Raw genomic sequence first — 21,093 nt, forward strand, 5'->3', positions numbered from 1 at the left:
CTTGGACAGGTGCGATTTTACCGCCCTTCGATGTTAATCGCGCCTAAGAGGGCAAACCTCCAACTGGGAGAAGCCGTTTGGATTAAGATTTTCCAAGTCATCTCACCCTTTTTACTAGGGCCCCTATCTAGCTGGAAGGGCATCCGGCCTCAAGCGGTCGCAAGCGCCATGGTTTCCAATGCTATTTGCGCCAATCCAAAAACGATTTATCGCTACAAGGATATGGTGAAATAAAACAAACTGTCGTAAATTGTCAATGACCTGTCAGACATTATCATTTACTTGGCGGAAATTCTCCTGTATACTAGACTTATCAAATGAAACAAAAGAGGAACACAAACATGTCAGCAAATAAAGTTATCTTAATCACCGGCGCATCATCAGGAATGGGGAAACTCTCAGCCCAAGATCTCATCAAAGCAGGTCACACGGTCTATGCCGTTGCCCGTAGCGTGGACAAGATGAAAGATTTGGAAGCACTCGGTGGCCACATCATGAAGATGGACGTGACCAATGAAGAGGATATCGAAAAAGTGGTCGCTAAAATCATTGAAGAAGAAGGGCGGATCGATGTCCTTTGGAACAATGCTGGTTATGGCCTTTACGGTCCTGTCGAAGACCTGTCCATGGAAAAAGTCCAGCAACAGATGGAAGTCAATGTTTACGGGGTGGCTCGTTTGACCAAGAAAGTCCTGCCTTACATGCGGGCCCAAAAAGAGGGACTCATCATCAACACCTCATCAATGGGTGGGAAAATCTATACCCCGCTTGGATCTTGGTACCATGCCTCTAAGCATGCCATCGAGGGCTTTAGCGACTGCCTCCGTATGGAAGTCAAGGAGTTTGGGATCAAAGTGGTCGTCTTGGAACCAGGCATGATCAACACTGGCTTTAACGCTGGCGTCAGCCAAAACTTTTCTTATGAGTCCAAAAATGGCGCCTATAGCCGCTTGGTCAATGGCTACATCAAAGCTATGGAAAACAACCCAGCCCCAGGGTCAGGCCCAGAAGTCATCTCGCGCACCGTTCTGAAAATCATCAATGCCCGTAACCCTAAAACCCGTTACCTAGTCGGTCGCGGCGGTAAACTCTTGGTCGGCATCCGCCGCATCTTTGGTGATAAATTCTTCGACCGGATGATGCTCATGTCCATGCGTTAAAAAGGAGAAGCCTATGCGTCTCAACCTCAGCCAACAATACCTAGAAAATCTCAAGGCCCTTGGATTGGACTTTCAGTCCATCCTTGACATGGCCCAGTTGCCAGATACCAGCTGGAAAGAGGAGATGGCCTTGTCCACTCTGGATTATTACCATCTCCTCACAGCCTTTGACAAGGTGGCTAGCGACGAGCAGATCCTTGCCATGAGCCGGATCAAGGACATCCAGATGTTCATGCCCCCATTCTTTGCGGCTCTGTCCTCAAAAAATGGGCTTGCGGCCATTGAGCATTTCGCAAAATACAAGAAAATCACAGGTCCTATCGTAGTGACCATGGAAGTCTTCGACGACTTGGTGCGGATCAGCTACCGCTATGACTATGCCGGGCTGGACCTGCCCCGCTTTGCGGTCCTCAATGAGCAGTTGCTCCTGCTGGATCTGATCCGGACAGGGACAGGCGAAGCTATTACTCCCATCCATGTGGGAACGCCCTTTAGCTATGAAGCGGTTAGTGTAGACACCTTTGCCTGCCATGTGGAGCAGATGGAGGGCAATGAAATCGTCTTTCACAAAGCAGACCTCGAGAAGCCCTTTCTCACCGCCAATAATGTCATGCTGGACTACCTCGAACCCCAGCTCAAGGAGCGCTTGGCAGAGGCCATGACCAGCGAGAGCTTCACCGGTGTTGTCCAGCAAAAACTCTACCAGATGATTCCCAGCGGTGCTTTTGGGATTGGGGATATTGCAGCTTCCCTAGGTATCAGCAGCCGGACCCTCCAGCGAAACCTAACCGCAGAAGGCACCAAATTTAACCAAGAACTGCACAATGTGCAAAAACTTCTGGTCTTTAGCTATTTCAAACAGCCAGAAATCACCACCGACGAAGTCGCCTATCTGCTGGGCTATTCGGAAGTGTCCTCCTTCTCACGAGCCTTTAAAAAGTGGACAGGAAAGACCATTTCGGAGTATCGAGAAGAAAATAAATTAAAATAAGCACACAAAAAATATGGCTTTTTAAAAAATTATAGTTATTGCGTTGTTAGTCTGATGAATCAGGTTAAGCTATTTTCTATATTCAGATTTGATACATTTCATAAAGTTTTTTCAACAAATTATAGAAGAAAGAGTGGCTTTTTAAGAAGTCAAAAAGGAGGTGTTGTTAGCGTCTTCTTTTTTTGTTATAGTGGAGTTAGAGAAGAGATTGACTAAGAAGAAATGAGGAATAGCGGGTTTATGAAGAAATTGGAAGAAATAGCGGATTTTGGTCCCTTGCCTTCGGTGGCTCAGCTGGCTTATCATCGAGATGAATTGGCCGCTTTTATCCATTTTGGCATCAATACCTTTTACGAGCAGGAATGGGGAAATGGTCAAGAAGATCCCAAGCGTTTCAATCCGACTAAACTAGATACAGACCAGTGGATCAAGGTTCTGAAAGAAACAGGCTTTAAACGGGTCATTGTCGTTGTCAAGCATCATGATGGCTTTGTTCTTTATCCGAGTCGTTATACAGACTATACGGTGGCTTCTAGTCCCTGGAGAGATGGTCAGGGGGATCTTTTGGCTGAGATTTCCCGATCAGCCAGTTACTATGATATGGATTTGGGGCTCTACCTTTCGCCTTGGGATGCCCACAGTCCGCTCTATAACATAGACACTCAAAAAGCCTACAATGAATACTATCAGCAGCAATTAGAAGAAATCTTGAGCAATCCGCTGTATGGCAATAAAGGAAAATTTGTCGAAATCTGGATGGATGGGGCGCGTGGCGAAGGAGCTCAAAAGCTTTCCTATGAGTTTGATGCTTGGTTTAAGACTATTCGTCGCTATCAAAAAGGCGCTGTTATTTTCTCAACTGAGGCGACTGAATTGCGTTGGATTGGCAATGAGAGTGGCCGAGCTGGCGATCCCTTGTGGCAGAAGATTCGGCCGGAAAAGTTGAGTGAGCAGACACCGCCTGTTTATCTTTGCCATGGTGACCCAGAAGGTACGCACTATTCTGTCGGAGAAGCAGATGTGTCCCTGCGTTCGGGTTGGTTTTACCACGACAGTCAGCAACCCAAGTCCTTGGTGGATTTGCTGGATATTTATCTGGCTTCGGTGGGGCGGGGGACACCACTTTTGCTCAATGTGCCTCCGACTAAGGAGGGCTTGTTGGCGGAAGTCGATGTTCAGCGCCTGCAGGAATTTCATCAGGTGATTTCTAGCCTTTACGATGAAGACTTGGCTGCGGAGGCTGAAGTCACAAGTAGCAGTGAAAGGGCAGACTACCCAGCAAGCAATCTGACGGATGGTAAAAGGGATAGCTTCTGGGCTCCGAATACGGAGGAGACTTCCTATGTCTTGGAGATTGACCTAGGGCGCAGCTGTACTTTTAATCTAGTAGAAATCGGAGAACCGATTGCCAAAGGGCAACGGGTCGCAGGTTTTATCCTAGAAGTGAAGAAAGAGGATGGTTGGGCTGTCTTTGCTCGAGGTCAGACGATTGGCTACAAGCGTCTGCTTTTGAGCGAGATGGTCGAGGCTCGTTACTTGCGCTTGATTTTGACGGATTTCCAAGCCTTGCCACTGTTGAGTAAGCTGGCCGTGTACAGGACACCAGCGATTATGGAGGAAGAGAAGAGGCCTTCTGGTTTGGAGTTCTCACAAGCAGTGGACACAGTAATCGGGGGGCAATCGACTCAGATTAGTCTACGCCGTTTAGATGGACTGGAGCAGGCGGAGCAGATTCGATTGGTTACGGAGCCTGGCACAGGAACGCACGGAACGGCTTATGAGGATCAAATCTGGGATGTGACCTTTGCTCCAGGTGAGACGAGAAAAGAGTTGACCTTATCAACCTTGGCTTTCACAGGTCAGCAAGAATTGAATTTTTACCTTTGTGCTAGCCGAGAGGATGGTCGTCAAAGCAGACTCAAGATTGAGGTCAAGGGGAGTTAGAATAAGAAAAACGCGGACTTAGTGTCTGCGTTTTTGCTGTTTTTATACGTGGGTGGAAGATGAATTTGGCAACCAAGACAGGTAGAAGTCCAGCCTGTCAGAAGCCAGTAAGTCCTCATGGGAAATTCGCTGCTGGCTTTGTCCGTCTAATTCTGCTTTTTTCACAAACTGGAAGTGGGGATAGTTGTCATGAGCGTAAATATCGAGCCATTTTTGACTTTGTGGCAGATAGAGGCGCAGATGGTCAAAGAGAGGAATGCCTAAGTCATACTGGGGCTTGCCAGGACAAGTCGGATAGAGGCCCAAGACGCTCCAGATATACCAAGCAGAGAGGCTGCCATTGTCTTCGTCGCCAGGAAAAGCATGCCAACTAGCCTGAAAAGCCTCTTCTCTCAAGCTTTTGATTAACAGACTAGTGTATTCTGGCCTGCTACTATAGCGGAAAAGATAAGGAATATGGAAACTAGGCTGATTGGAAATGGCTAGCTGGCCAAAGTGAGCATTCGCCATCTCGCTCATTTCGTGAATTTCGTAGCCGTAGCCTGTGACATCAAAATAGGGCTGGTCCTGACAGAGCCTAGTCAGATAATCGGTAAAGGCTGGCTCACCGCCCATGAGCTCTTTCAAGCCTTCGATATCATGAAAGACGCTGAGCGTATTTTGAATAGCAGAGCATTCGGCGTAATCTCGTCCCCAGCTGTAAGGAGAGAAGTCGGCTCGGAATTGCCCTTGTCTGTCTTTGGCCCGCATATAGCCCGTTTCTGAATCGAAAAGGTTTTGGTAATGAAGCGCCTGCTGGGCATATCGCTGGGCTACTTGCTCCTTTTGGAGTTTGCTGGCTAGGCTGGCAATGCAAAAGTCGCTATAGCTATAGTCCAGCGTATGACTGACACTTTCATGATAATCTGTTGGCAGGTAGCCCAAGGTTTTGTAGTCGCTAGCTCCGTGTCGGCCGTAACGTTTGGAAGGATCTTCTTTCTCTGATGTGTTCAGCATGGCTTGGAACAATTCCTGTTCTAGATCAGGAATGAGATCTTTCGCAGCGGCATCCGCAATCACACCGTCAATCAAGGTTCCTGGCATCATGCCCCGTTCATCGGGAGCCAGCCACTTGGGTAGATAGCCCGTTTCTTTGTAGAAATTCAGAAATCCTTGGAGAAAGTCGTGATAGGTGTCGGGTGCGATAAGAGCTAGCAGCGGAAAATTGGTGCGAAAACCATCCCAAAATCCAATATTAGTAAAGAATTTACCAGGCTGGACAGTTTGATGGGTAAAGTCCCAATGAATTTCTTGTCCTTCAGGAGTGATTTCATAAAAGGTCTGAGGAAAGAGGAAAAGGCGGTAAAGAGTCTGGTCGAACATGCGGCGGTCAACCTTCCCCTGCTCCACAACATCAAATCGATGGAGGTAACTTTCCCAGGCTTGCTTGGTCTGCTCTTTTACCGCATCAAAGTCAGCTTGGGGCAGATTCGTCATGGCCTGCTCTTCCGAGATAAAGGAAGTGGCTAGGGTGAATTGTAGCTTTCCTTGTCCAAAGTCTAGCACCAAGTCCTCTCCAAGTCCATGACCGGCCTGAATGGGTTGGTCAAAACGCAGGCAAATATGCATGGTCAGAGCTTGCTTGGCCGGATTGGTTTCTTCTTTCAAACTGCCTAGAAGCGTGTAGGCGTCCAGCATCCGAAAATGAGTCTGAGTCTCACTGTGCAGGATAAGGCTGATAGGCTGGGCCCCTTGGCTTGTGAGGCGGAAGTGAGCTCCGTAAGTAGTCGGAGTCAGTTCCGTGCTGACTTGATAGCGGTTGGAGTGAATTTTTAGATAATGTGGCTGAAAAATGCTCTCGTCCGGTCGATACGACGACTGGCGGTGATAGATATCAGACTTGCTTATCTTTTCGATGACAGGCGTGAGCAGGAGCCAAGAGAAATCCCCAATCCAAGGACTGGGCTGGTGGGTCAGACGAATACCTTGGAAAATGGGTAAGTCTGGTTTAAAGAACCAAGAGCCATCTGTATGGCTGCTCTGAGGAACGAAATAATTCATGCCGAATGGCGCCCCTGTATAGGGCAAGGTATTGCCGTGGGAAAAGCTATGGGAATTGTCCGTTCCATAGCGGGTATCAATCGTTTCTAGTATTGTTTTCATGGAAAATCTCCTTTGATCCAGCTTGCTTTGTCTTGATTATAACATGAATCAGGAAGCAGCGGACAAGGCAAAAATATATGATCGAAAGGCCTTTAGTTTGTGTATATATTTTAAAAACTGTTTAGCCTATACTAGAGAATGTAAACGAGTATGAAAAAGGAGAATGAATATGGTTTATTCTAAAGAAATTGTTGGGAAGTGGTTGGTGTCTATCGCCCAGTTAGCTCAGGATCATCCAGCTTGGGTCTCTGTTTTTGAGCGTTGCTATACGGATACTTTGGACAACACAGTCGAAATATTGGAAGATGGGTCTACTTTTGTCTTGACAGGCGATATTCCAGCTATGTGGCTACGGGATTCGACTGCTCAGCTCAAGCCCTACCTCTTTGTAGCCAAGCAAGATCCAAAAATCCGTCAAGCGATTGCTGGCTTGGTCAAACGCCAGATGGCGCTGATTCTCAAAGATCCTTATGCCAATGCCTTTAATATCGCTGACAACTGGAAAGGTCACCATGAGACAGATCATACAGACTTGTCTGGTTGGATTTGGGAACGCAAGTACGAAGTGGACTCTCTCTGCTATCCTCTGCAGCTGGCTTATCTCTTGTGGAAAGAGACTGGGGAAACGAGTCATCTAGACGCTACTTTTATTGCTGGAGTTAGAGAAATTCTACGAGTTTGGACGATCGAGCAGGACCACAGCCAGTCTTCTTATCGCTTTGTCCGTGATACAGATCGCAAGGAAGATACCTTGGTCAATGATGGCAAAGGCCCTGATTTTGCAGTGACAGGCATGACTTGGTCAGCCTTCCGTCCAAGTGATGATGCTTGTATCTACAGCTATCTGGTACCGTCGAATATGTTTGCAACAGTTGTCTTGGGCTATGTGGCAGAAATTTTTGAAAAATTAAACTTAGAGGGTGCTGAGGAGATCGTTCCGCATGCGCAGCGCCTGCAAAAGGAAATCAAGGAAGGAATTGAAAACCACGCCTACACCCAAAATTCTAAAGGCGAAAAGATTTACGCTTTTGAGGTAGACGGTCTGGGGAATGCCAGCATCATGGACGATCCGAATGTACCAAGCCTTTTGGCAGCGCCATATCTAGGATTTTGCTCAATTGACGACGAAGTCTACCAAGCGACACGCCGCACCATTCTAAGCCCAGAGAATCCTTACTATTATGAGGGTAAATATGCTGCGGGACTTGGTAGCTCACACACCTTCTACCGCTATATCTGGCCAATTGCCCTAGCCATTCAAGGATTAACCACGCACGATAAGGAAGAAAAACGTCGGATTCTAGACTTGCTCGTGGCCTGCGATGGTGGCACAGGTGTCATGCACGAAAGCTTCCATGTGGACGACCCAACCAAGTATTCTCGCGAATGGTTCAGCTGGGCCAACATGATGTTCTGCGAACTGGTATTAGATTATTATGATTTAAAAATTGAGGTATAGAATTAACAAATAGAGGAACAAAAATGGAAAATATTACTGTACATATCATTTCTCACAGCCACTGGGATCGCGAATGGTATCTCCCCTTTGAATCCCACCGTATGCAGTTGGTCGAGCTTTTTGACAATCTTTTTGATCTTTTTGAGAATGATCCAGATTTCAAGAGCTTCCACCTAGACGGGCAAACCATTGTCTTGGATGATTATCTGGAAATCCGTCCTGAAAATCGGGATAAATTGCAGCGCTACATTGATGAAGGCAAACTGAAAATCGGGCCTTTCTATATTTTGCAGGATGATTATTTGATTTCTAGTGAAGCCAATGTCCGCAATACCTTGATTGGTCAGCAAGAGTGCAAGAAATGGGGCAAGTCCACTCAGCTTGGTTATTTCCCTGATACTTTTGGAAATATGGGGCAGGCGCCACAACTTCTGCAGCAATCAGGCATTCATATAGCTGCTTTCGGCCGTGGGGTTAAGCCGATTGGCTTTGACAACCAAGTCTTGGAGGACGAGCAGTTTACTTCTCAGTATTCTGAAATGTACTGGCAAGGTGCCGATGGCAGTAAAGTCCTAGGCATTCTCTTTGCCAACTGGTACAGCAATGGGAATGAAATCCCAGTAGATCCAGAAGAAGCGAAAGTTTTCTGGGAGCAAAAACTAGCTGACGTGAAGAGCTATGCCTCTACCAATCAATGGCTGATGATGAACGGCTGTGACCACCAGCCAGTTCAGCGCGATCTTAGCGAAGCCATCCGAGTAGCCAATGAGCTTTATCCAGAAATTAACTTTGTCCACAGCTCTTTTGATGACTATATGCAAGCTGTGGAAGCGGCCCTGCCTGAGGAACTGTCAACAGTTCAAGGCGAATTGACCAGCCAAGAAACTGATGGTTGGTACACTTTGGCTAATACTTCTTCGGCTCGCATTTATCTGAAGCAGGCTTTCCAAGAAAACAGTAACTTGCTAGAGCAGGTGGTTGAGCCACTGACTGTTATTACAGGCGGTCACAATCACAAAGACCAGCTGACTTATGCTTGGAAGGCCCTCTTGAAAAATGCTCCACATGACAGCATTTGCGGCTGCAGTGTCGATGAAGTCCACCGCGAGATGGAGATCCGCTTCGCCAAGGTTAATCAAGTGGGCGAATTTGTCAAAGGCAACCTGCTGGAAGAATGGAAGCAAAAGCTGGATAGCCGTCAAGCTGAGAGCAATCTACTCTTCACCGTTGTCAATACTGGACTCCATGACAAAATTGATACCGTTTCTGTGGATGTGACCTTTGCGACTTGTGATTTCAAGGAGGCACATCCGACAGAAGCTTATCGGAGAATGGCAGAATTGACGATTCCAGACTTGATTGTTAAGGATTTGGATGGTCGTTATGTTGAAGCCAAAATTGAGGATTTGGGAGCTAATTTCCAATATGATCTTCCAAAAGACCGCTTCCGTCAGGCTTATATCGCTCGTCAGTTGCGCGTGATATTGCCAATTCATCTAGCACCCCTGGCTTGGAAAACCTTCCAATTGCTTCCTGGTGCAAAAGAAGAACATGAAAGTCTCTACCGCAATGGTGTGATTGACACTCCATTTGTGACTATCAGCTTTGATGAAAATTTGACTGTTTATGATAAGACGACCCAAGAAGCTTATGAAGATTTCCTCCGCTTTGAAGATCGAGGCGATATTGGAAATGAGTATATCTACTTCCAGCCAAAAAATACAGAGCCAATCTATGCTAAACTGGCTGGCGTTAAGGTGTTAGAAAACAATGCCCGCTATGCCAAGGTGGAATTAAGCCATGAATTGACCTTGCCAGTAAGTGCAGATGAACTGTTGGATCAAGAACAAAAGGGCATCGTTGAGTTTATGAAGCGTTCAGCAGGCCGTTCGTCGGAATTGACAACTATGATCTTGACAACTGAGTTGACAGTCTTTGCGGACAGCCCACAATTGCGCTTTAAGACTCGTTTTACCAATACTGCTAAGGATCACCGCATCCGTGTTCTTTTCAGAACTCACAACAGCAGTAAAACCAACGATTCAGACAGCATTTACGAAGTGGTTTGCCGCAACAACCAACCGGCTGCCTCATGGGAAAATCCAGAAAATCCACAGCACCAACAAGCCTTCGTCAGCCTTTATGATGACCAAAAAGCAGTTACAGTAGCTAATAAAGGTCTAAATGAATACGAGATTTTAGGCGATGATACGATTGCTGTAACGATTCTGCGGGCAACTGGTGAGCTGGGTGACTGGGGCTACTTCCCAACGCCAGAAGCGCAGTGTCTGCGTGACTTCCAAGTCGAGTACATGGTGGAGTGCCACCAGCCGCAAGAGCGATTTGCTGCTTACCGTCGGGCCAAAGCCTTCCAAACACCGTTGACAGCTCTGCAAATTTCCAAACAAGAAGGAAGTGTTGCAGCGGCTGGACAGGCCTTGGATCATCCAGCTCTCAGCCTGCCTGAAATCTGTCCGACGGCCCTGAAAGTGGCTGAAGATGAGTCAGGTATCGTACTGCGTTACTACAATATGACCCAAGAAGAGCAAGAAGTGACAACTGCTTCCCAAACCCTAGTCAACCTTTTGGAAGAAGTGCTTCCAGAAAGGGATGGAATCTTAGGGCCACAGGAAATTCGCACAGAGCTCTTGAAAAAAGATTAAAAAGAGGAGACTAGGGCAATGGACTAAATATTTGAACATTTAGTTCCTTGTCCTATCGCCTTTCAAGAACTAGAAAACAGAGAAAGGAGAAAAAATGCTTATTGCAACAATTGACATAGGCGGTACAGGTATCAAGTTTGCGGCCATGTCCAAAGAAGGAGAAATACTGGAAAAGCAAAACATTGCTACGCCAGACAATTTAGATGCCTTGCTGGCTTGGCTGGATTCTTGTCTTTCCAAGCGGGATTACCAGGGCATTGCCATGAGTGTGCCCGGGGCGGTTGACCGAGAGACAGGAGTCATTGGTGGGATTAGCGCTGTTCCTTATATTCACGGTTTTTCTTGGTATGATAAGCTGGCTTCTTATGGTTTGCCAGTCCGTCTAGAAAATGATGCCAATTGTGTTGGTTTGAGTGAACTTCTGGCCCATCCAGAGCTGGAAAATGCAGCCTGTGTGGTTATTGGCACTGGGATTGGCGGAGCTATGATTATCAATGGCAAGCTTCATCGTGGTCGCCACAGTTTGGGTGGGGAGTTTGGCTATATGACAACCCTAGCACCCGCTGAAAAACTCAACAACTGGTCGCAACTTGCCTCAACTGGCAACATGGTAGCTTACGTTGTTGAAAAATCGGGGCAGGCAGACTGGGATGGTCGCAAGATTTACCAAGAGGCTGCGGCAGGAAATGCTCTTTGCCAAGAAGCCATCGAGCGGATGAATCGCAATCTTGCACAGGGGTTGCTCAATATACAGTATCTCATCGATCCAGATGTGATTAGCTTGGGCGGCTCTATTAGTCAAAATCCAGACTTCATCCAAGGTGTCCGCTCAGCGATTGCTTATTATGTTGAACGTTATGAAGAGTATTCGGTGGCGCCAGAAATTTTAGCGTGTACCTACAAGGGGGAGGCTAATCTTTATGGTGCTTTAGTAAACTGGTTACAGGAGGAAGGCCAATGGCCACATTTGTAGGATTATCAAGCAAGCAAGAAAGGGCTCTTGCTCGCTTAGAAAAATATTTGAACTTAGGCGAGATTGAAGTCAGTCTTGTCCCTAACTCAGCTGTATCAATCAAAGTGGAAGGCCGTCAGGGGTGTTATCAAGTCAGCTATCATAAGTCCCATCAGCTCTATCGTGCTTTAGCCCTTTTATCTGCCGCCCTTAAAGCAGGGCAGGATGAGGTGCAGATTGAGGAAAGAGCGGCTTATGAGGACTTGGCCTATATGGCCGACTGCTCTCGCAACGCCGTCTTGAATCTGAACTCGGCTAAGAAAATGATTGAAGTCTTGGCCTTGATGGGGTATTCCACTTTTGAACTTTACATGGAAGATACCTATGAGATAGAAGACCAGCCCTATTTTGGCTATTTCAGAGGCCGGTACACTGTTGCAGAATTGCAAGAGATTGAGGACTATGCCGCAGATTTTAATTTAACCTTCGTGCCTTGCATTCAGACCTTGGCCCATCTGTCAGCTTTTGTCAAATGGGGTGTCAAGGAAGTGCAGGAACTTCGAGATGTTGAGGATATCTTACTGATCGGGGAAGAAAAGGTTTACGATCTTATCGAAGGCATGTTTAAGACAATGTCTCAGCTTCGCACACGTAAGATAAATATCGGGATGGACGAAGCCCACTTGGTTGGTCTCGGACGTTATTTGATTCAGCATGGTTTCCAAAACCGCAGTCTCCTCATGTGCCAACACCTTGAGCGCGTGCTAGATATCGCTGATAAGTATGGTTTCCACTGTCAGATGTGGAGCGATATGTTCTTCAAGCTCATGTCAGCAGATGGCCAGTACGATCGTGATGTGGAAATTCCAGAGGAAACTCGAGTTTATCTAGAGCGGCTCAAAGACCGTGTGACCTTGGTTTACTGGGATTACTATCAAGATAGCGAAGAAAAATACAACCGCAACTTCCAAAATCATCACAAAATCAGTCAAGACATTGCCTTTGCTGGCGGTGCTTGGAAGTGGATTGGCTTCACACCGCACAACCATTTCAGTCGCTTAGTGGCTATCGAAGCCAATAAAGCCTGTCGCCAAAATCATGTCAAGGAAGTGATTGTGACTGGCTGGGGGGATAACGGTGGGGAAACTTCTCAATTCTCAATCTTGCCTGCCCTGCAGATTTGGGCAGAACTGGCCTACCGAAATACTTTAGATAAATTAGCCGAGCATTTCTTAGTTAGCACAGGCCTTGATGTTGATGATTTTATGAAAGTAGACTTGGCCAATCTATTGCCAGGCTTACCAGAAAACCTCAGCGGTATCAATCCAAATCGTTATATCCTCTATCAGGATATTCTCTGTCCTTTGCTGGAACGTCATATCCGACCTGAGGAGGACAGCCAGCATTTTGAAGCTGCCGCTCAGTCCTTGCAAGAAGTCAGCCGCAAAGCTGGTGAATATAGTTATCTCTTTGAGACTCAGACTCAGTTGAATGCGCTCTTGGCCTTGAAAATTGCCGTTACATCTGGCATTCAAGAGGCCTATCGTGCAGGAGACAAGGCTTGCTTGGCAGAACTAGCTGAAAAAGACTTGCCTTTGCTCTATCAAAAAGTGGAAGACTTTGCCGAGCAATTCAGCCGCCAATGGCAGCTAGAAAATAAAATTTTCGGACTGGATACCATTGATATCCGCTTTGGAGGCTTGCTCAAGCGCATCAAACGGGCGCAGGAACGCCTAGAAAAATACACGACTGGTCAGCTTGATTCTGTAGAAGAATTAGAGCAAGAAATCTTGCCTTTCAATGACTTTTATGGAGACAAGGATTTTGCAGCCACAACAGCCAATCAGTGGCATACCATCGCTACAGCATCAACGATTTACACAACGTAAACACTTTGTTTGGTCAAAGTTTTCATGTCCCTACTCTACTTTTTATCTGTATATTAGATAAATAATTTGTATAGTTTTTTCTATAATTAGGAGTTTAAATGAGAATAGAAAAAGGCATATAATAGAGACATGAAAACGATATCAAAACAATAGAAAGGGAGATTTGAATGAATAAGGTCATCAAAACACTGAAAGAAAACTTCATTTTCTTGCTCATGGTCTTACCAGGAGTTGTTTGGTTTGTTTTGTTCTTCTATATACCAGTTTTAGGAAACGTCGTTGCATTTAAGAATTTTAAACTAAGTGGTGAAGGATTCATCCATAGCCTTATGAGCAGTGAATGGGTGGGATTCAATAACTTCAAGTTCTTGTTTAATTCCAAGGATGCCTATACGATTACACGAAATACCATTCTTTATAATGGCGGTTTCATCATTTTAGGATTGATTTTCTCTGTCGGAATTGCCATTATCTTTAGTGAACTTCGTTCGAAAAAGATGGTAAAGATTTATCAGACAACCATGCTGTTCCCGTATTTCCTTTCTTGGGTTATCATTAGTTTCTTCGTAGATGCTTTCTTGAACCCTGGCAAGGGCTTGCTGAACAATTTATTGCACAATCCGAATATCAACTTTTATACAGTGGTTTCTTTCTGGCCAGCCTTCATCCTTTTCATTGGTATCTGGAAGGGCTTAGGATACAGTAGTATTTTGTACTATGCAAGTATCATGGGAATTGATCCGACTTACTATGAGGCAGCAACGGTAGACGGTGCTACAAAATGGCAGCGCATCCGGAATATCACATTGCCATCTTTGGCTTCTCTTATCACAGTATTGACCATTCTAGCAGTCGGAAATATCTTCCGAGCGGACTTCGGCTTGTTCTATACTGTTCCGCATAATTCAGGATCACTCTTTAGCGTAACCAACGTCTTGGATACCTATGTGTATCGTGGATTGACCGGTACAGGTGATATCGGGATGGCTTCAGCTGCGGGTCTCTATCAATCAGTTGTGGGCTGTATCCTCGTTATCGTCAGCAACTTAATTGTCCGCAGAATTGATAAAGAATCTGCTCTCTTTTAGAAGGAGGAACTTATGAAATCCCCAAAAATTCAAAAAGAAAAAGTCGATAATGTGGGAATTCACTCCTTTAGCAAAAAAGCCGATTTTTTCTTTAACATCTTGATTGCCATCTTCTCGCTCTCCTGTGTTCTGCCTTTCTTCTTTGTCATCATCATCTCTCTGACAGATGAAAGCAGTTTGGTTCATAATGGTTTTGCCTTTTGGCCGTCACAGTTTAGTCTAGCGGGCTATGAATTCTTATTTGGCTTGAAAGATCAGCTCTTGCAGTCACTCTTTGTGACAGTAGTGATTACGATAGTAGGCACTAGTTTGAATGTTTTCTTCACAACAACTTATGCCTATGCTATCTCACGTCGCAGCTTTAAATTCAAACGCTTCTTTACCATGTTTGCAATGGCAAGTATGCTCTTCCAAGCAGGGATGATTCCAACTTACATCGTTATGACCAACTTGCTTGGCTTAGGAGATACGGTGTGGGCTTTGATTTTGCCGCTACTGCTTAGTCCTTTCAATATCATTTTGATGAGAACTTTCTTCAAGAGAACGATTCCAGAAGCGATTATTGAATCTGCTAAGATTGATGGTGCCAGTGAGACTCGGATTTTTTTCCAAATCTGCTTGCCACTATCTCTTCCAGGTATCGCTACGATCACACTCTTCACTGCCCTCGCTTATTGGAACGATTGGTTTAACGCCTTGCTCTACATTCGCAGTGACAACTTAGTTCCCCTTCAATATTTGCTGATGAAGATTCAGCAAAATATGGACTACTTGTCTAAGAGTGCGGGAGCGAGTGCTCAGCTTGCAGGCTTGACAGGATCTCTACCTAAAGAGTCTGGTCGTATGGCCATGGTCGTAATTGCAACCTTGCCGATCGCTTGCGTCTATCCATTCTTCCAACGTTATTTTGTTAAGGGATTGACTATCGGGGGCGTCAAAGAATAGCTTGCCACTTTAGTCTCAGAGTTTTTACTGGTAGCATTAAAAACTCATATTATTAAATTTGTATATAAAAAATTTAAAGGAGATTTTTCTATGAAAAATTGGAAAAAATATGCTCTAGCTTCTGCTAGTTTCTTGGCTTTCTCAGGCCTTCTAGCAGGCTGCGGTAGTCTTACTGGTAGCAACCAAAAGTCATCTAAAACGGATGATGGTAAGACGGTTATCAAAATGTACCAAATCGGTGATAAACCAGATAATTTGGACAAATTGCTCGAAAATGCTAACAAGATTCTCGGCAAAGAAATCGATGCTAAGTTGGATATCGAATACATTGGTTGGGGTGACTACGAACAAAAAATGAACGTTATCACTTCATCAGGTGAAAACTACGATATCGCCTTCGCTCAAAACTATGTCATCAATGCCCAAAAAGGTGCTTATGCTGACTTGACTGAGCTTTACAAAAAAGAAGGTAAAAAACTTTACGATTCTTTAGACCCAGCTTACATCAAAGGAAACACTGTAAACGGTAAAATTTATGCTGTTCCAGTTAATGCCAATGTGACTTCTTCACAAAACTTTGCCTTCAACGGACCACTTCTTGAAAAATATGGTATCAGCGATGTTTCAAATATCCATTCTTACCAAGATTTGGAACCGGTTTTGAAAGCTGCTAAAGAAAAAGATCCAAAAGTTGTTCCTTTCGCTATCGGTAAGAATTTTATTCCATCTGACAACTTTGACTATCCAGTGACAAACGGACTTCCATTTGTTATTGACTTGGAAGGCGACACGACTAAGATTGTTAACCGTTATGAAGTTCCTCGCTTCTTAGATAGTTTACGGACTATTCACAAGTACTACGAAGCTGGTTACATTCCAAAAGATGTTGCAACGAGCGATACAACTTACGAACTTTCACAAGATACTTGGCTTGTTCGCGAAGAAACCGTCGGACCTGCTGACTATGGAAATAGCTTGCTTTCACGTGTTGCCAATCGTAAGATCGAAATCAGCCAACTGACTAAGAACTACAAGAAGAGCCAAACTACTCAAGTAGCGAACTTCGTTATCTCAAACAACTCTAAGAACAAAGAAAAATCAATGGAATTGTTGACTTTGCTTAACACAAATCCTGAATTGCTAAACGGCCTTGTATATGGTCCAGAAGGCGAAAACTGGGAAAAAGTTGAAGGTAAAGAAAACCGCGTTCGTACTTTGAAAGCCTACAATGGTAATACCCACATGTCTGGCTGGAACACAGGTAACAACTGGATTCTTTACATCAATGAAAACGTAACAGATCAACAAATCGAAGATTCTAAGAAGATTCTTGCAGAAGCACAAGAGTCACCTGCTCTTGGATTTAACTTCAATGTAGACCCAGTTAAAGCAGAAGTATCTAGCATTACGAATACAATGAAAGAATACGACACTGCTATCAATACTGGTACAGTTGATCCTGATGTTGAAATTCCTAAGATGATGGACAAACTGAAATCTGAAGGAGCATACGATAAAGTATTGAAAGAAATGCAAAAACAATACGACGAATTCCTTGCTTCTAAGAAATAAGCAACATGATAAATCCTCCTCGTCTCGTTTTGGGGAGGATTTTTCTTTTTTGGAGTAATAGGAATTTTTGTAAACGGTTAAAATGTGTTATAATTTTATAATGTGTGGAAATTTAACCAGTAGAAAGGAAGAACGATGGGAAAATTAGTTGAGTGGATTTTTCAACGAGTTTATATGGCTATGCTTGCATCCGCAATTTTTTGGGTATTGGCTCTGTGTGGAGGTCTTGTTTTTGGACTTGCTCCAGCGGGGTGTGTGCTCATGACTTTGTTTCAGCAATATCGCTATGACTATAAAAAATATCACTGGAAAGAAGCATGGGATCTGTTTAAAGAAAATTTCCTTGCTACAAACAAAGTATTTTTCACTTTGCTTGTAGTGCAGGCTCTTTTATCTTATGGGATTTATCTCCTTATCCAGCTTCCTCACCAAACTATTCTCTACCTTTTATTGACGATAGCAAATCTGCTCTTTTTGCTTTTGGCACCAGCAGTATACGCAGTCTATCTGAAATTGCAAGTCTTTTTTGAGTTTTCTTATAAAAATAGTTTGAAATTATCTTTGATTGGCGTCTTTCTCAATATTTCAGCCATGTTGAAACTCTTATTAGGGACAGTCCTGCTATTGATTGCCAGCTACTTCATGCCGGCTTTACTCTTCTTTGCTTTTATTGGGCTTTGGCATTTTTTTGTTAGTGATGTTCTAGACCCAATTTACCAAACCATTCAGTCTAAGTTGATAACAGAAAAACCATGAAGAAATTTTGGCTCCATTCGTTACTAAAAGTCTATGCTGTCATTATGGTGGTTATTGTGGGATGTTTGGTTCTCATTTTGTCTTATTCTGATTGGCACAGTCGTTATAAGGAAACTGAGCAGATTGCGCAGCAAGCAGTGACGCGATTGGCTGACGAAGTGGATTATTATAACCGCCGAGCGAATCAACTGGCTCAAAGTCTGGTTGAAAATCGAGCAAAATTGGACGGGGTTTATAACTACTTTATCATGAGCCCCTCTGAGTACGCTAGTTGGCGCTTATCGGCAGACGTACCTACTTATGTTCAAGTATCCCTCCATCAAAATATCAATGATATTTATGTTGAAAATGAATTTGTTACAGGCATTGACATTGCTTTAAATGATTACAAAACTGTTTTTGTTTCCACAAGGCAAGCGAGGGGTGGCAAACAGCTTCCTGCTGAGGAATTTAGACCTGCACGCGATGCCTTTCCAATCGCGATTTATGATAAGGCAGTCGATCAAGTCATCGGAACGATTTACATTCGGATTGATGGGGAAGTCTTCAACAAGGTTGTAGATAATATGCGGGGCGATGTTCCACTCGCTCTGAGTGTCCTTTCGCCTTACAAAAAAGAAATTCTGCATTTTGGTGATACAAAAGGAATTGGCCAAAATGATTGGATTAAAAAAGAAACTATCTACAATTACACTGTCCAGACAGCAGTGCCTGCGCATTATGTGATAGAGAAGACAGTTTTCAGCACTGGTTTGATCATTTTTTCTGGTCTGATTTTGGTTGGAGTTTTATATGCTGCTTTGCAGAGGATTTTTCTCAATTACCAAAGGCAGGTTGTTGATATTGTGGATACGCTCCATCTCATCACAGATGGTGATAATCAGAAACGTATTGCGACAGAGACTAAGGAGCAGGAGCTGCTTTTGATTGCGACAACGACCAATACCATGTTGGATAGTATGGATAAGAGCATTCGGGATATCTATCGCTTGGAGATCAGTCAAAAAGATGCTAACATGAGGGCTCTGCAGGCACAAATCAATCCCCATTTTATGTACAACACCTTGGAATTTATCAGGATGTATGCAGTCATGCAGCATCAGGAAGAGTTGGCAGATATTATCTACGAATTTAGCAGTTTACTGAGAAATAATATCTCAGATGAATCCAGAAGTAGTTTGAAAAATGAATTGGAATTCTGTCGGAAATATAGCTATCTTTGCATGGTTCGGCATCCCAAATCAGTGGCCTATGGTTTCAAAATTGAAGAAGGTTTAGAAGGAATGATGATTCCCAAGTTCAGTATTCAGCCACTGATTGAAAATTACTTTGCCCATGGTATCGACTATCGCAGGCAGGACAATGTCATCAGTGTCAAGGCTCAAAAGATAGACGGCGCTGTAAGGCTGATGATCCAAGACAATGGTCGAGGCATCCCAGCTGAATGTCTGGCTGAGATTCAAGAGATACTTGCCAGCCGAGAGCTTATGGATGCTCAGAATCGAGAGCAGCGGACATCCATTGGTATTCGCAATATTCATGAACGCTTCTTGCTCTTTTTTGGTGACCGCTACAGTATCCAGCTGAAATCTCAAACGGATCAGGGAGCAACCTACATTATAGAAATTAAGGATGAATAGAAAAAGATGTACAGAGTATTACTAGTTGATGATGAATACATGATCACAGAAGGCTTGAAAGTGCTGATTCCTTTTGAAAAGTGGAAGATGCAGGTCGTAGCTACGGCAAATGATGCAGAGACGGCCCTCGCCTATATTGCGGACAATCCTGTTGATTTGGTCATCACCGATGTCAATATGCCAGGGATGAATGGCTTGCAGATGATTGAGCAGATGAAGACTTCCCTGCCCAATGCAGCTTTTATCATCCTCTCAGGCTATCAGGAATTCGAATATGTCAAAACGGCCCTTAATTTGCAGGTGGCAGATTATCTGGTGAAGCCAGTCGATAAGGTCGAACTGGCAGCAATCCTAGAAAAATTGGAAAAGGAATTTGATCGTTCTTCCAATAATCAACTAGAGCTGATTTTTAAAGAAGAGACAAGCGAAGATGAGATAGCTACCTATCTCAAATCCTTCGATAATGTCTGGCTTGGAGCAGCTGCTCAAGAAAAAGGGCTAGTTTCGGTTCCTTATAATATTTTGGGGCAGACAGGCTATTTGTTTTTGTCTTCGCAAAAGGAAGAAGCGCTCTATCTGGAAGAATTCACAGTTCCTTATAAACAAGGCCTGCAGACTTTCAAGCTTAATCTAGAAAAAAGTCTTTTTTATGGAACGGTTAGCTTGCAGGAAACCAATCCGCTTTTTAGCTACTATGAGCCCATGTATCGCGTGATTATCCAAGGAAATATTGGTCAGATTTTGGACGAATTGGACTTGCTTAAAGATATCGTGCTGCAAAATACGCCTGAAGTTTCAATTACCAAGCAGTTGTTCATTCAGTTTATCATGGATGTTTACCATCTGTTTCAGCATTTGAAACCAGACGATATGACAACCATTATCAAAAAGATTGAAAGCACGAATACCTTTGAAGATTTGTTGGATTATCTGAAGGCTCAGCTCTCAGATTTGTTTGCCCAGTATCGAATGAATGAGAATGTTGCTAACGTCTTGGAAGTGATTGGTCGTGATTATCAAAAAGATTTATCCCTAAAAGATATCAGCAAAGAACTCTATATCAATCCAGTTTATTTGGGCCAGCTGATCAAGCGTGAGACGAATTCCACTTTTGCAGAGTTGCTAAATAAGCAGCGCATCAAGGCTGCCCAGCAGCTTCTGCTCGCAAAAAATGACAGTATAGAAGATGTTTGTTATGCAGTTGGATATAGCAATGTTGGTTATTTCTATAAAGTCTTTCGGAAGTTATGTGGTAAATCTCCTAAGGCCTATCGGAAGCAAGTAGACTGATGAAAATCGCTGAGACGACTGCCTCTCCATTTCTTTTTTATCGAATGCTAAAAAAAGTAGAAAAAAAGATATAGAAGAGTCAGTGTGAGGGCCTGCTATTCGTGGTATAATCAAGCAGAAAGAACTTACAATATGGTAAAGGAGTTAGGAGAAGCTTATGGTTGAATTAAATCTGAAAAATATTTATAAGAAGTATCCAAATAGTGAGCACTATTCTGTTGAAGACTTTAATTTGGACATTAAGGATAAGGAATTTATCGTTTTCGTCGGTCCGTCAGGATGCGGGAAATCCACAACGCTGCGTATGATTGCGGGTCTTGAGGATATCACAGAAGGGACAGCGTCGATTGATGGAAAAGTGGTCAATGACGTGGCGCCTAAAGACCGCGATATCGCCATGGTCTTCCAGAACTATGCCCTCTACCCACACATGACAGTCTACGACAACATGGCTTTCGGGCTTAAACTGCGCAAGTACAGCAAGGAAGATATCGACAAACGGGTGCAAGAAGCAGCTGAAATCCTTGGTTTGAAAGAATTCTTGGATCGCAAGCCAGCGGACTTGTCAGGTGGTCAACGTCAGCGTGTTGCCATGGGTCGGG

Annotated in this window: 15 protein-coding genes and 1 pseudogene; 15 read left to right on the forward strand and 1 reads right to left on the reverse strand. The window is 44.1% G+C overall.

Going from position 1 to position 21,093, the window contains the following annotated elements; translation table 11 throughout:
• The 4 genes and pseudogenes from SCRDD08_RS11295 to SCRDD08_RS01795 all read left to right on the forward strand — a co-directional run.
• Positions 1-234, forward strand: a pseudogene (locus SCRDD08_RS11295) (NAD-dependent dehydratase); the annotation flags it as partial.
• 107 nt (positions 235-341) lie between these two features.
• Positions 342-1,160 (forward strand): oxidoreductase, encoded by an 819-nt coding sequence (locus SCRDD08_RS01785; protein ID WP_061422162.1) that lies wholly within the window; start codon positions 342-344, stop codon positions 1,158-1,160.
• A gap of 13 nt (positions 1,161-1,173) precedes the next feature.
• A complete protein-coding gene (locus tag SCRDD08_RS01790; RefSeq protein ID WP_061422163.1) occupies positions 1,174-2,151 on the forward strand; it encodes a helix-turn-helix domain-containing protein in 978 nt (325 codons plus the stop codon).
• A gap of 240 nt (positions 2,152-2,391) precedes the next feature.
• Positions 2,392-4,095 (forward strand): alpha-L-fucosidase, encoded by a 1,704-nt coding sequence (locus SCRDD08_RS01795; RefSeq protein ID WP_061422164.1) that lies wholly within the window; start codon positions 2,392-2,394, stop codon positions 4,093-4,095.
• Between the two features lie 42 nt (positions 4,096-4,137).
• Here the strand turns inward: SCRDD08_RS01795 and SCRDD08_RS01800 are convergent, their stop codons facing one another.
• Positions 4,138-6,237 (reverse strand): GH92 family glycosyl hydrolase, encoded by a 2,100-nt coding sequence (locus SCRDD08_RS01800; protein ID WP_061422165.1) that lies wholly within the window; start codon positions 6,235-6,237, stop codon positions 4,138-4,140.
• A 169-nt stretch (positions 6,238-6,406) separates the two neighbouring features.
• On the opposite strand from SCRDD08_RS01800, the gene SCRDD08_RS01805 reads away from it, so the two are divergent.
• From SCRDD08_RS01805 to SCRDD08_RS01855, 11 genes are all read left to right on the forward strand, one after another.
• On the forward strand, positions 6,407-7,696 hold the full coding sequence (locus SCRDD08_RS01805) for a glycoside hydrolase family 125 protein (RefSeq protein WP_061422166.1): 1,290 nt from the start codon (positions 6,407-6,409) through the stop codon (positions 7,694-7,696).
• A 23-nt stretch (positions 7,697-7,719) separates the two neighbouring features.
• Positions 7,720-10,359, forward strand: a complete 2,640-nt coding sequence (locus SCRDD08_RS01810; protein WP_061422167.1) for an alpha-mannosidase — start codon at positions 7,720-7,722, stop codon at positions 10,357-10,359.
• Positions 10,360-10,453: 94 nt separating this feature from the next.
• Positions 10,454-11,332, forward strand: coding sequence for an ROK family protein (locus tag SCRDD08_RS01815; RefSeq protein ID WP_061422168.1), 879 nt, complete (start codon positions 10,454-10,456; stop codon positions 11,330-11,332).
• Positions 11,317-13,200 carry a family 20 glycosylhydrolase gene (locus tag SCRDD08_RS01820; RefSeq protein WP_061422169.1) on the forward strand — a complete coding sequence of 628 codons (1,884 nt, stop codon included), beginning with the start codon at positions 11,317-11,319 and terminating at the stop codon, positions 13,198-13,200. The genes SCRDD08_RS01815 and SCRDD08_RS01820 overlap by 16 nt, the downstream gene beginning before the upstream one ends.
• Before the next feature lie 167 nt (positions 13,201-13,367).
• Positions 13,368-14,288 carry an ABC transporter permease gene (locus tag SCRDD08_RS01825; RefSeq protein WP_045500458.1) on the forward strand — a complete coding sequence of 307 codons (921 nt, stop codon included), beginning with the start codon at positions 13,368-13,370 and terminating at the stop codon, positions 14,286-14,288.
• Positions 14,289-14,300: 12 nt separating this feature from the next.
• Entirely contained in the window at positions 14,301-15,233 is a 933-nt protein-coding gene (locus SCRDD08_RS01830; protein WP_061422170.1) for a carbohydrate ABC transporter permease, read from the forward strand.
• Between the two features lie 90 nt (positions 15,234-15,323).
• Positions 15,324-16,805, forward strand: a complete 1,482-nt coding sequence (locus tag SCRDD08_RS01835) for an ABC transporter substrate-binding protein (RefSeq protein ID WP_061422171.1) — start codon at positions 15,324-15,326, stop codon at positions 16,803-16,805.
• A 135-nt stretch (positions 16,806-16,940) separates the two neighbouring features.
• Positions 16,941-17,561 (forward strand): DUF624 domain-containing protein, encoded by a 621-nt coding sequence (locus SCRDD08_RS01840; protein ID WP_061422172.1) that lies wholly within the window; start codon positions 16,941-16,943, stop codon positions 17,559-17,561.
• Positions 17,558-19,201, forward strand: a complete 1,644-nt coding sequence (locus SCRDD08_RS01845) for a sensor histidine kinase (RefSeq protein WP_061422173.1) — start codon at positions 17,558-17,560, stop codon at positions 19,199-19,201. The genes SCRDD08_RS01840 and SCRDD08_RS01845 overlap by 4 nt, the downstream gene beginning before the upstream one ends.
• Positions 19,202-19,207: 6 nt before the next feature.
• On the forward strand, positions 19,208-20,491 hold the full coding sequence (locus SCRDD08_RS01850; RefSeq protein ID WP_061422174.1) for a response regulator transcription factor: 1,284 nt from the start codon (positions 19,208-19,210) through the stop codon (positions 20,489-20,491).
• A 157-nt stretch (positions 20,492-20,648) separates the two neighbouring features.
• Positions 20,649-21,093: ABC transporter ATP-binding protein (locus SCRDD08_RS01855; RefSeq protein ID WP_081104245.1), on the forward strand; the 445-nt coding region annotated here is incomplete at its 3' end.

Source organism: Streptococcus cristatus (assembly GCF_001578775.1).
GTDB lineage: Bacteria > Bacillota > Bacilli > Lactobacillales > Streptococcaceae > Streptococcus > Streptococcus cristatus_A.

Bases quoted from the DNA above. Each gene is read 5' to 3' on its own strand.
- SCRDD08_RS01810 (WP_061422167.1), top strand. From the start codon at position 7,720: ATGGAAAATATTACTGTACATATCATTTCTCACAGCCACTGGGATCGC.
- SCRDD08_RS01795 (WP_061422164.1), top strand. From the start codon at position 2,392: ATGAAGAAATTGGAAGAAATAGCGGATTTTGGTCCCTTGCCTTCGGTG.
- SCRDD08_RS01805 (WP_061422166.1), top strand. From the start codon at position 6,407: ATGGTTTATTCTAAAGAAATTGTTGGGAAGTGGTTGGTGTCTATCGCC.
- SCRDD08_RS01830 (WP_061422170.1), top strand. From the start codon at position 14,301: ATGAAATCCCCAAAAATTCAAAAAGAAAAAGTCGATAATGTGGGAATT.
- SCRDD08_RS01815 (WP_061422168.1), top strand. From the start codon at position 10,454: ATGCTTATTGCAACAATTGACATAGGCGGTACAGGTATCAAGTTTGCG.
- SCRDD08_RS01800 (WP_061422165.1), bottom strand. From the start codon at position 6,237: ATGAAAACAATACTAGAAACGATTGATACCCGCTATGGAACGGACAAT.
- SCRDD08_RS01825 (WP_045500458.1), top strand. From the start codon at position 13,368: ATGAATAAGGTCATCAAAACACTGAAAGAAAACTTCATTTTCTTGCTC.
- SCRDD08_RS01845 (WP_061422173.1), top strand. From the start codon at position 17,558: ATGAAGAAATTTTGGCTCCATTCGTTACTAAAAGTCTATGCTGTCATT.
- SCRDD08_RS01840 (WP_061422172.1), top strand. From the start codon at position 16,941: ATGGGAAAATTAGTTGAGTGGATTTTTCAACGAGTTTATATGGCTATG.
- SCRDD08_RS01785 (WP_061422162.1), top strand. From the start codon at position 342: ATGTCAGCAAATAAAGTTATCTTAATCACCGGCGCATCATCAGGAATG.
- SCRDD08_RS01820 (WP_061422169.1), top strand. From the start codon at position 11,317: ATGGCCACATTTGTAGGATTATCAAGCAAGCAAGAAAGGGCTCTTGCT.
- SCRDD08_RS01790 (WP_061422163.1), top strand. From the start codon at position 1,174: ATGCGTCTCAACCTCAGCCAACAATACCTAGAAAATCTCAAGGCCCTT.
- SCRDD08_RS01850 (WP_061422174.1), top strand. From the start codon at position 19,208: ATGTACAGAGTATTACTAGTTGATGATGAATACATGATCACAGAAGGC.
- SCRDD08_RS01835 (WP_061422171.1), top strand. From the start codon at position 15,324: ATGAAAAATTGGAAAAAATATGCTCTAGCTTCTGCTAGTTTCTTGGCT.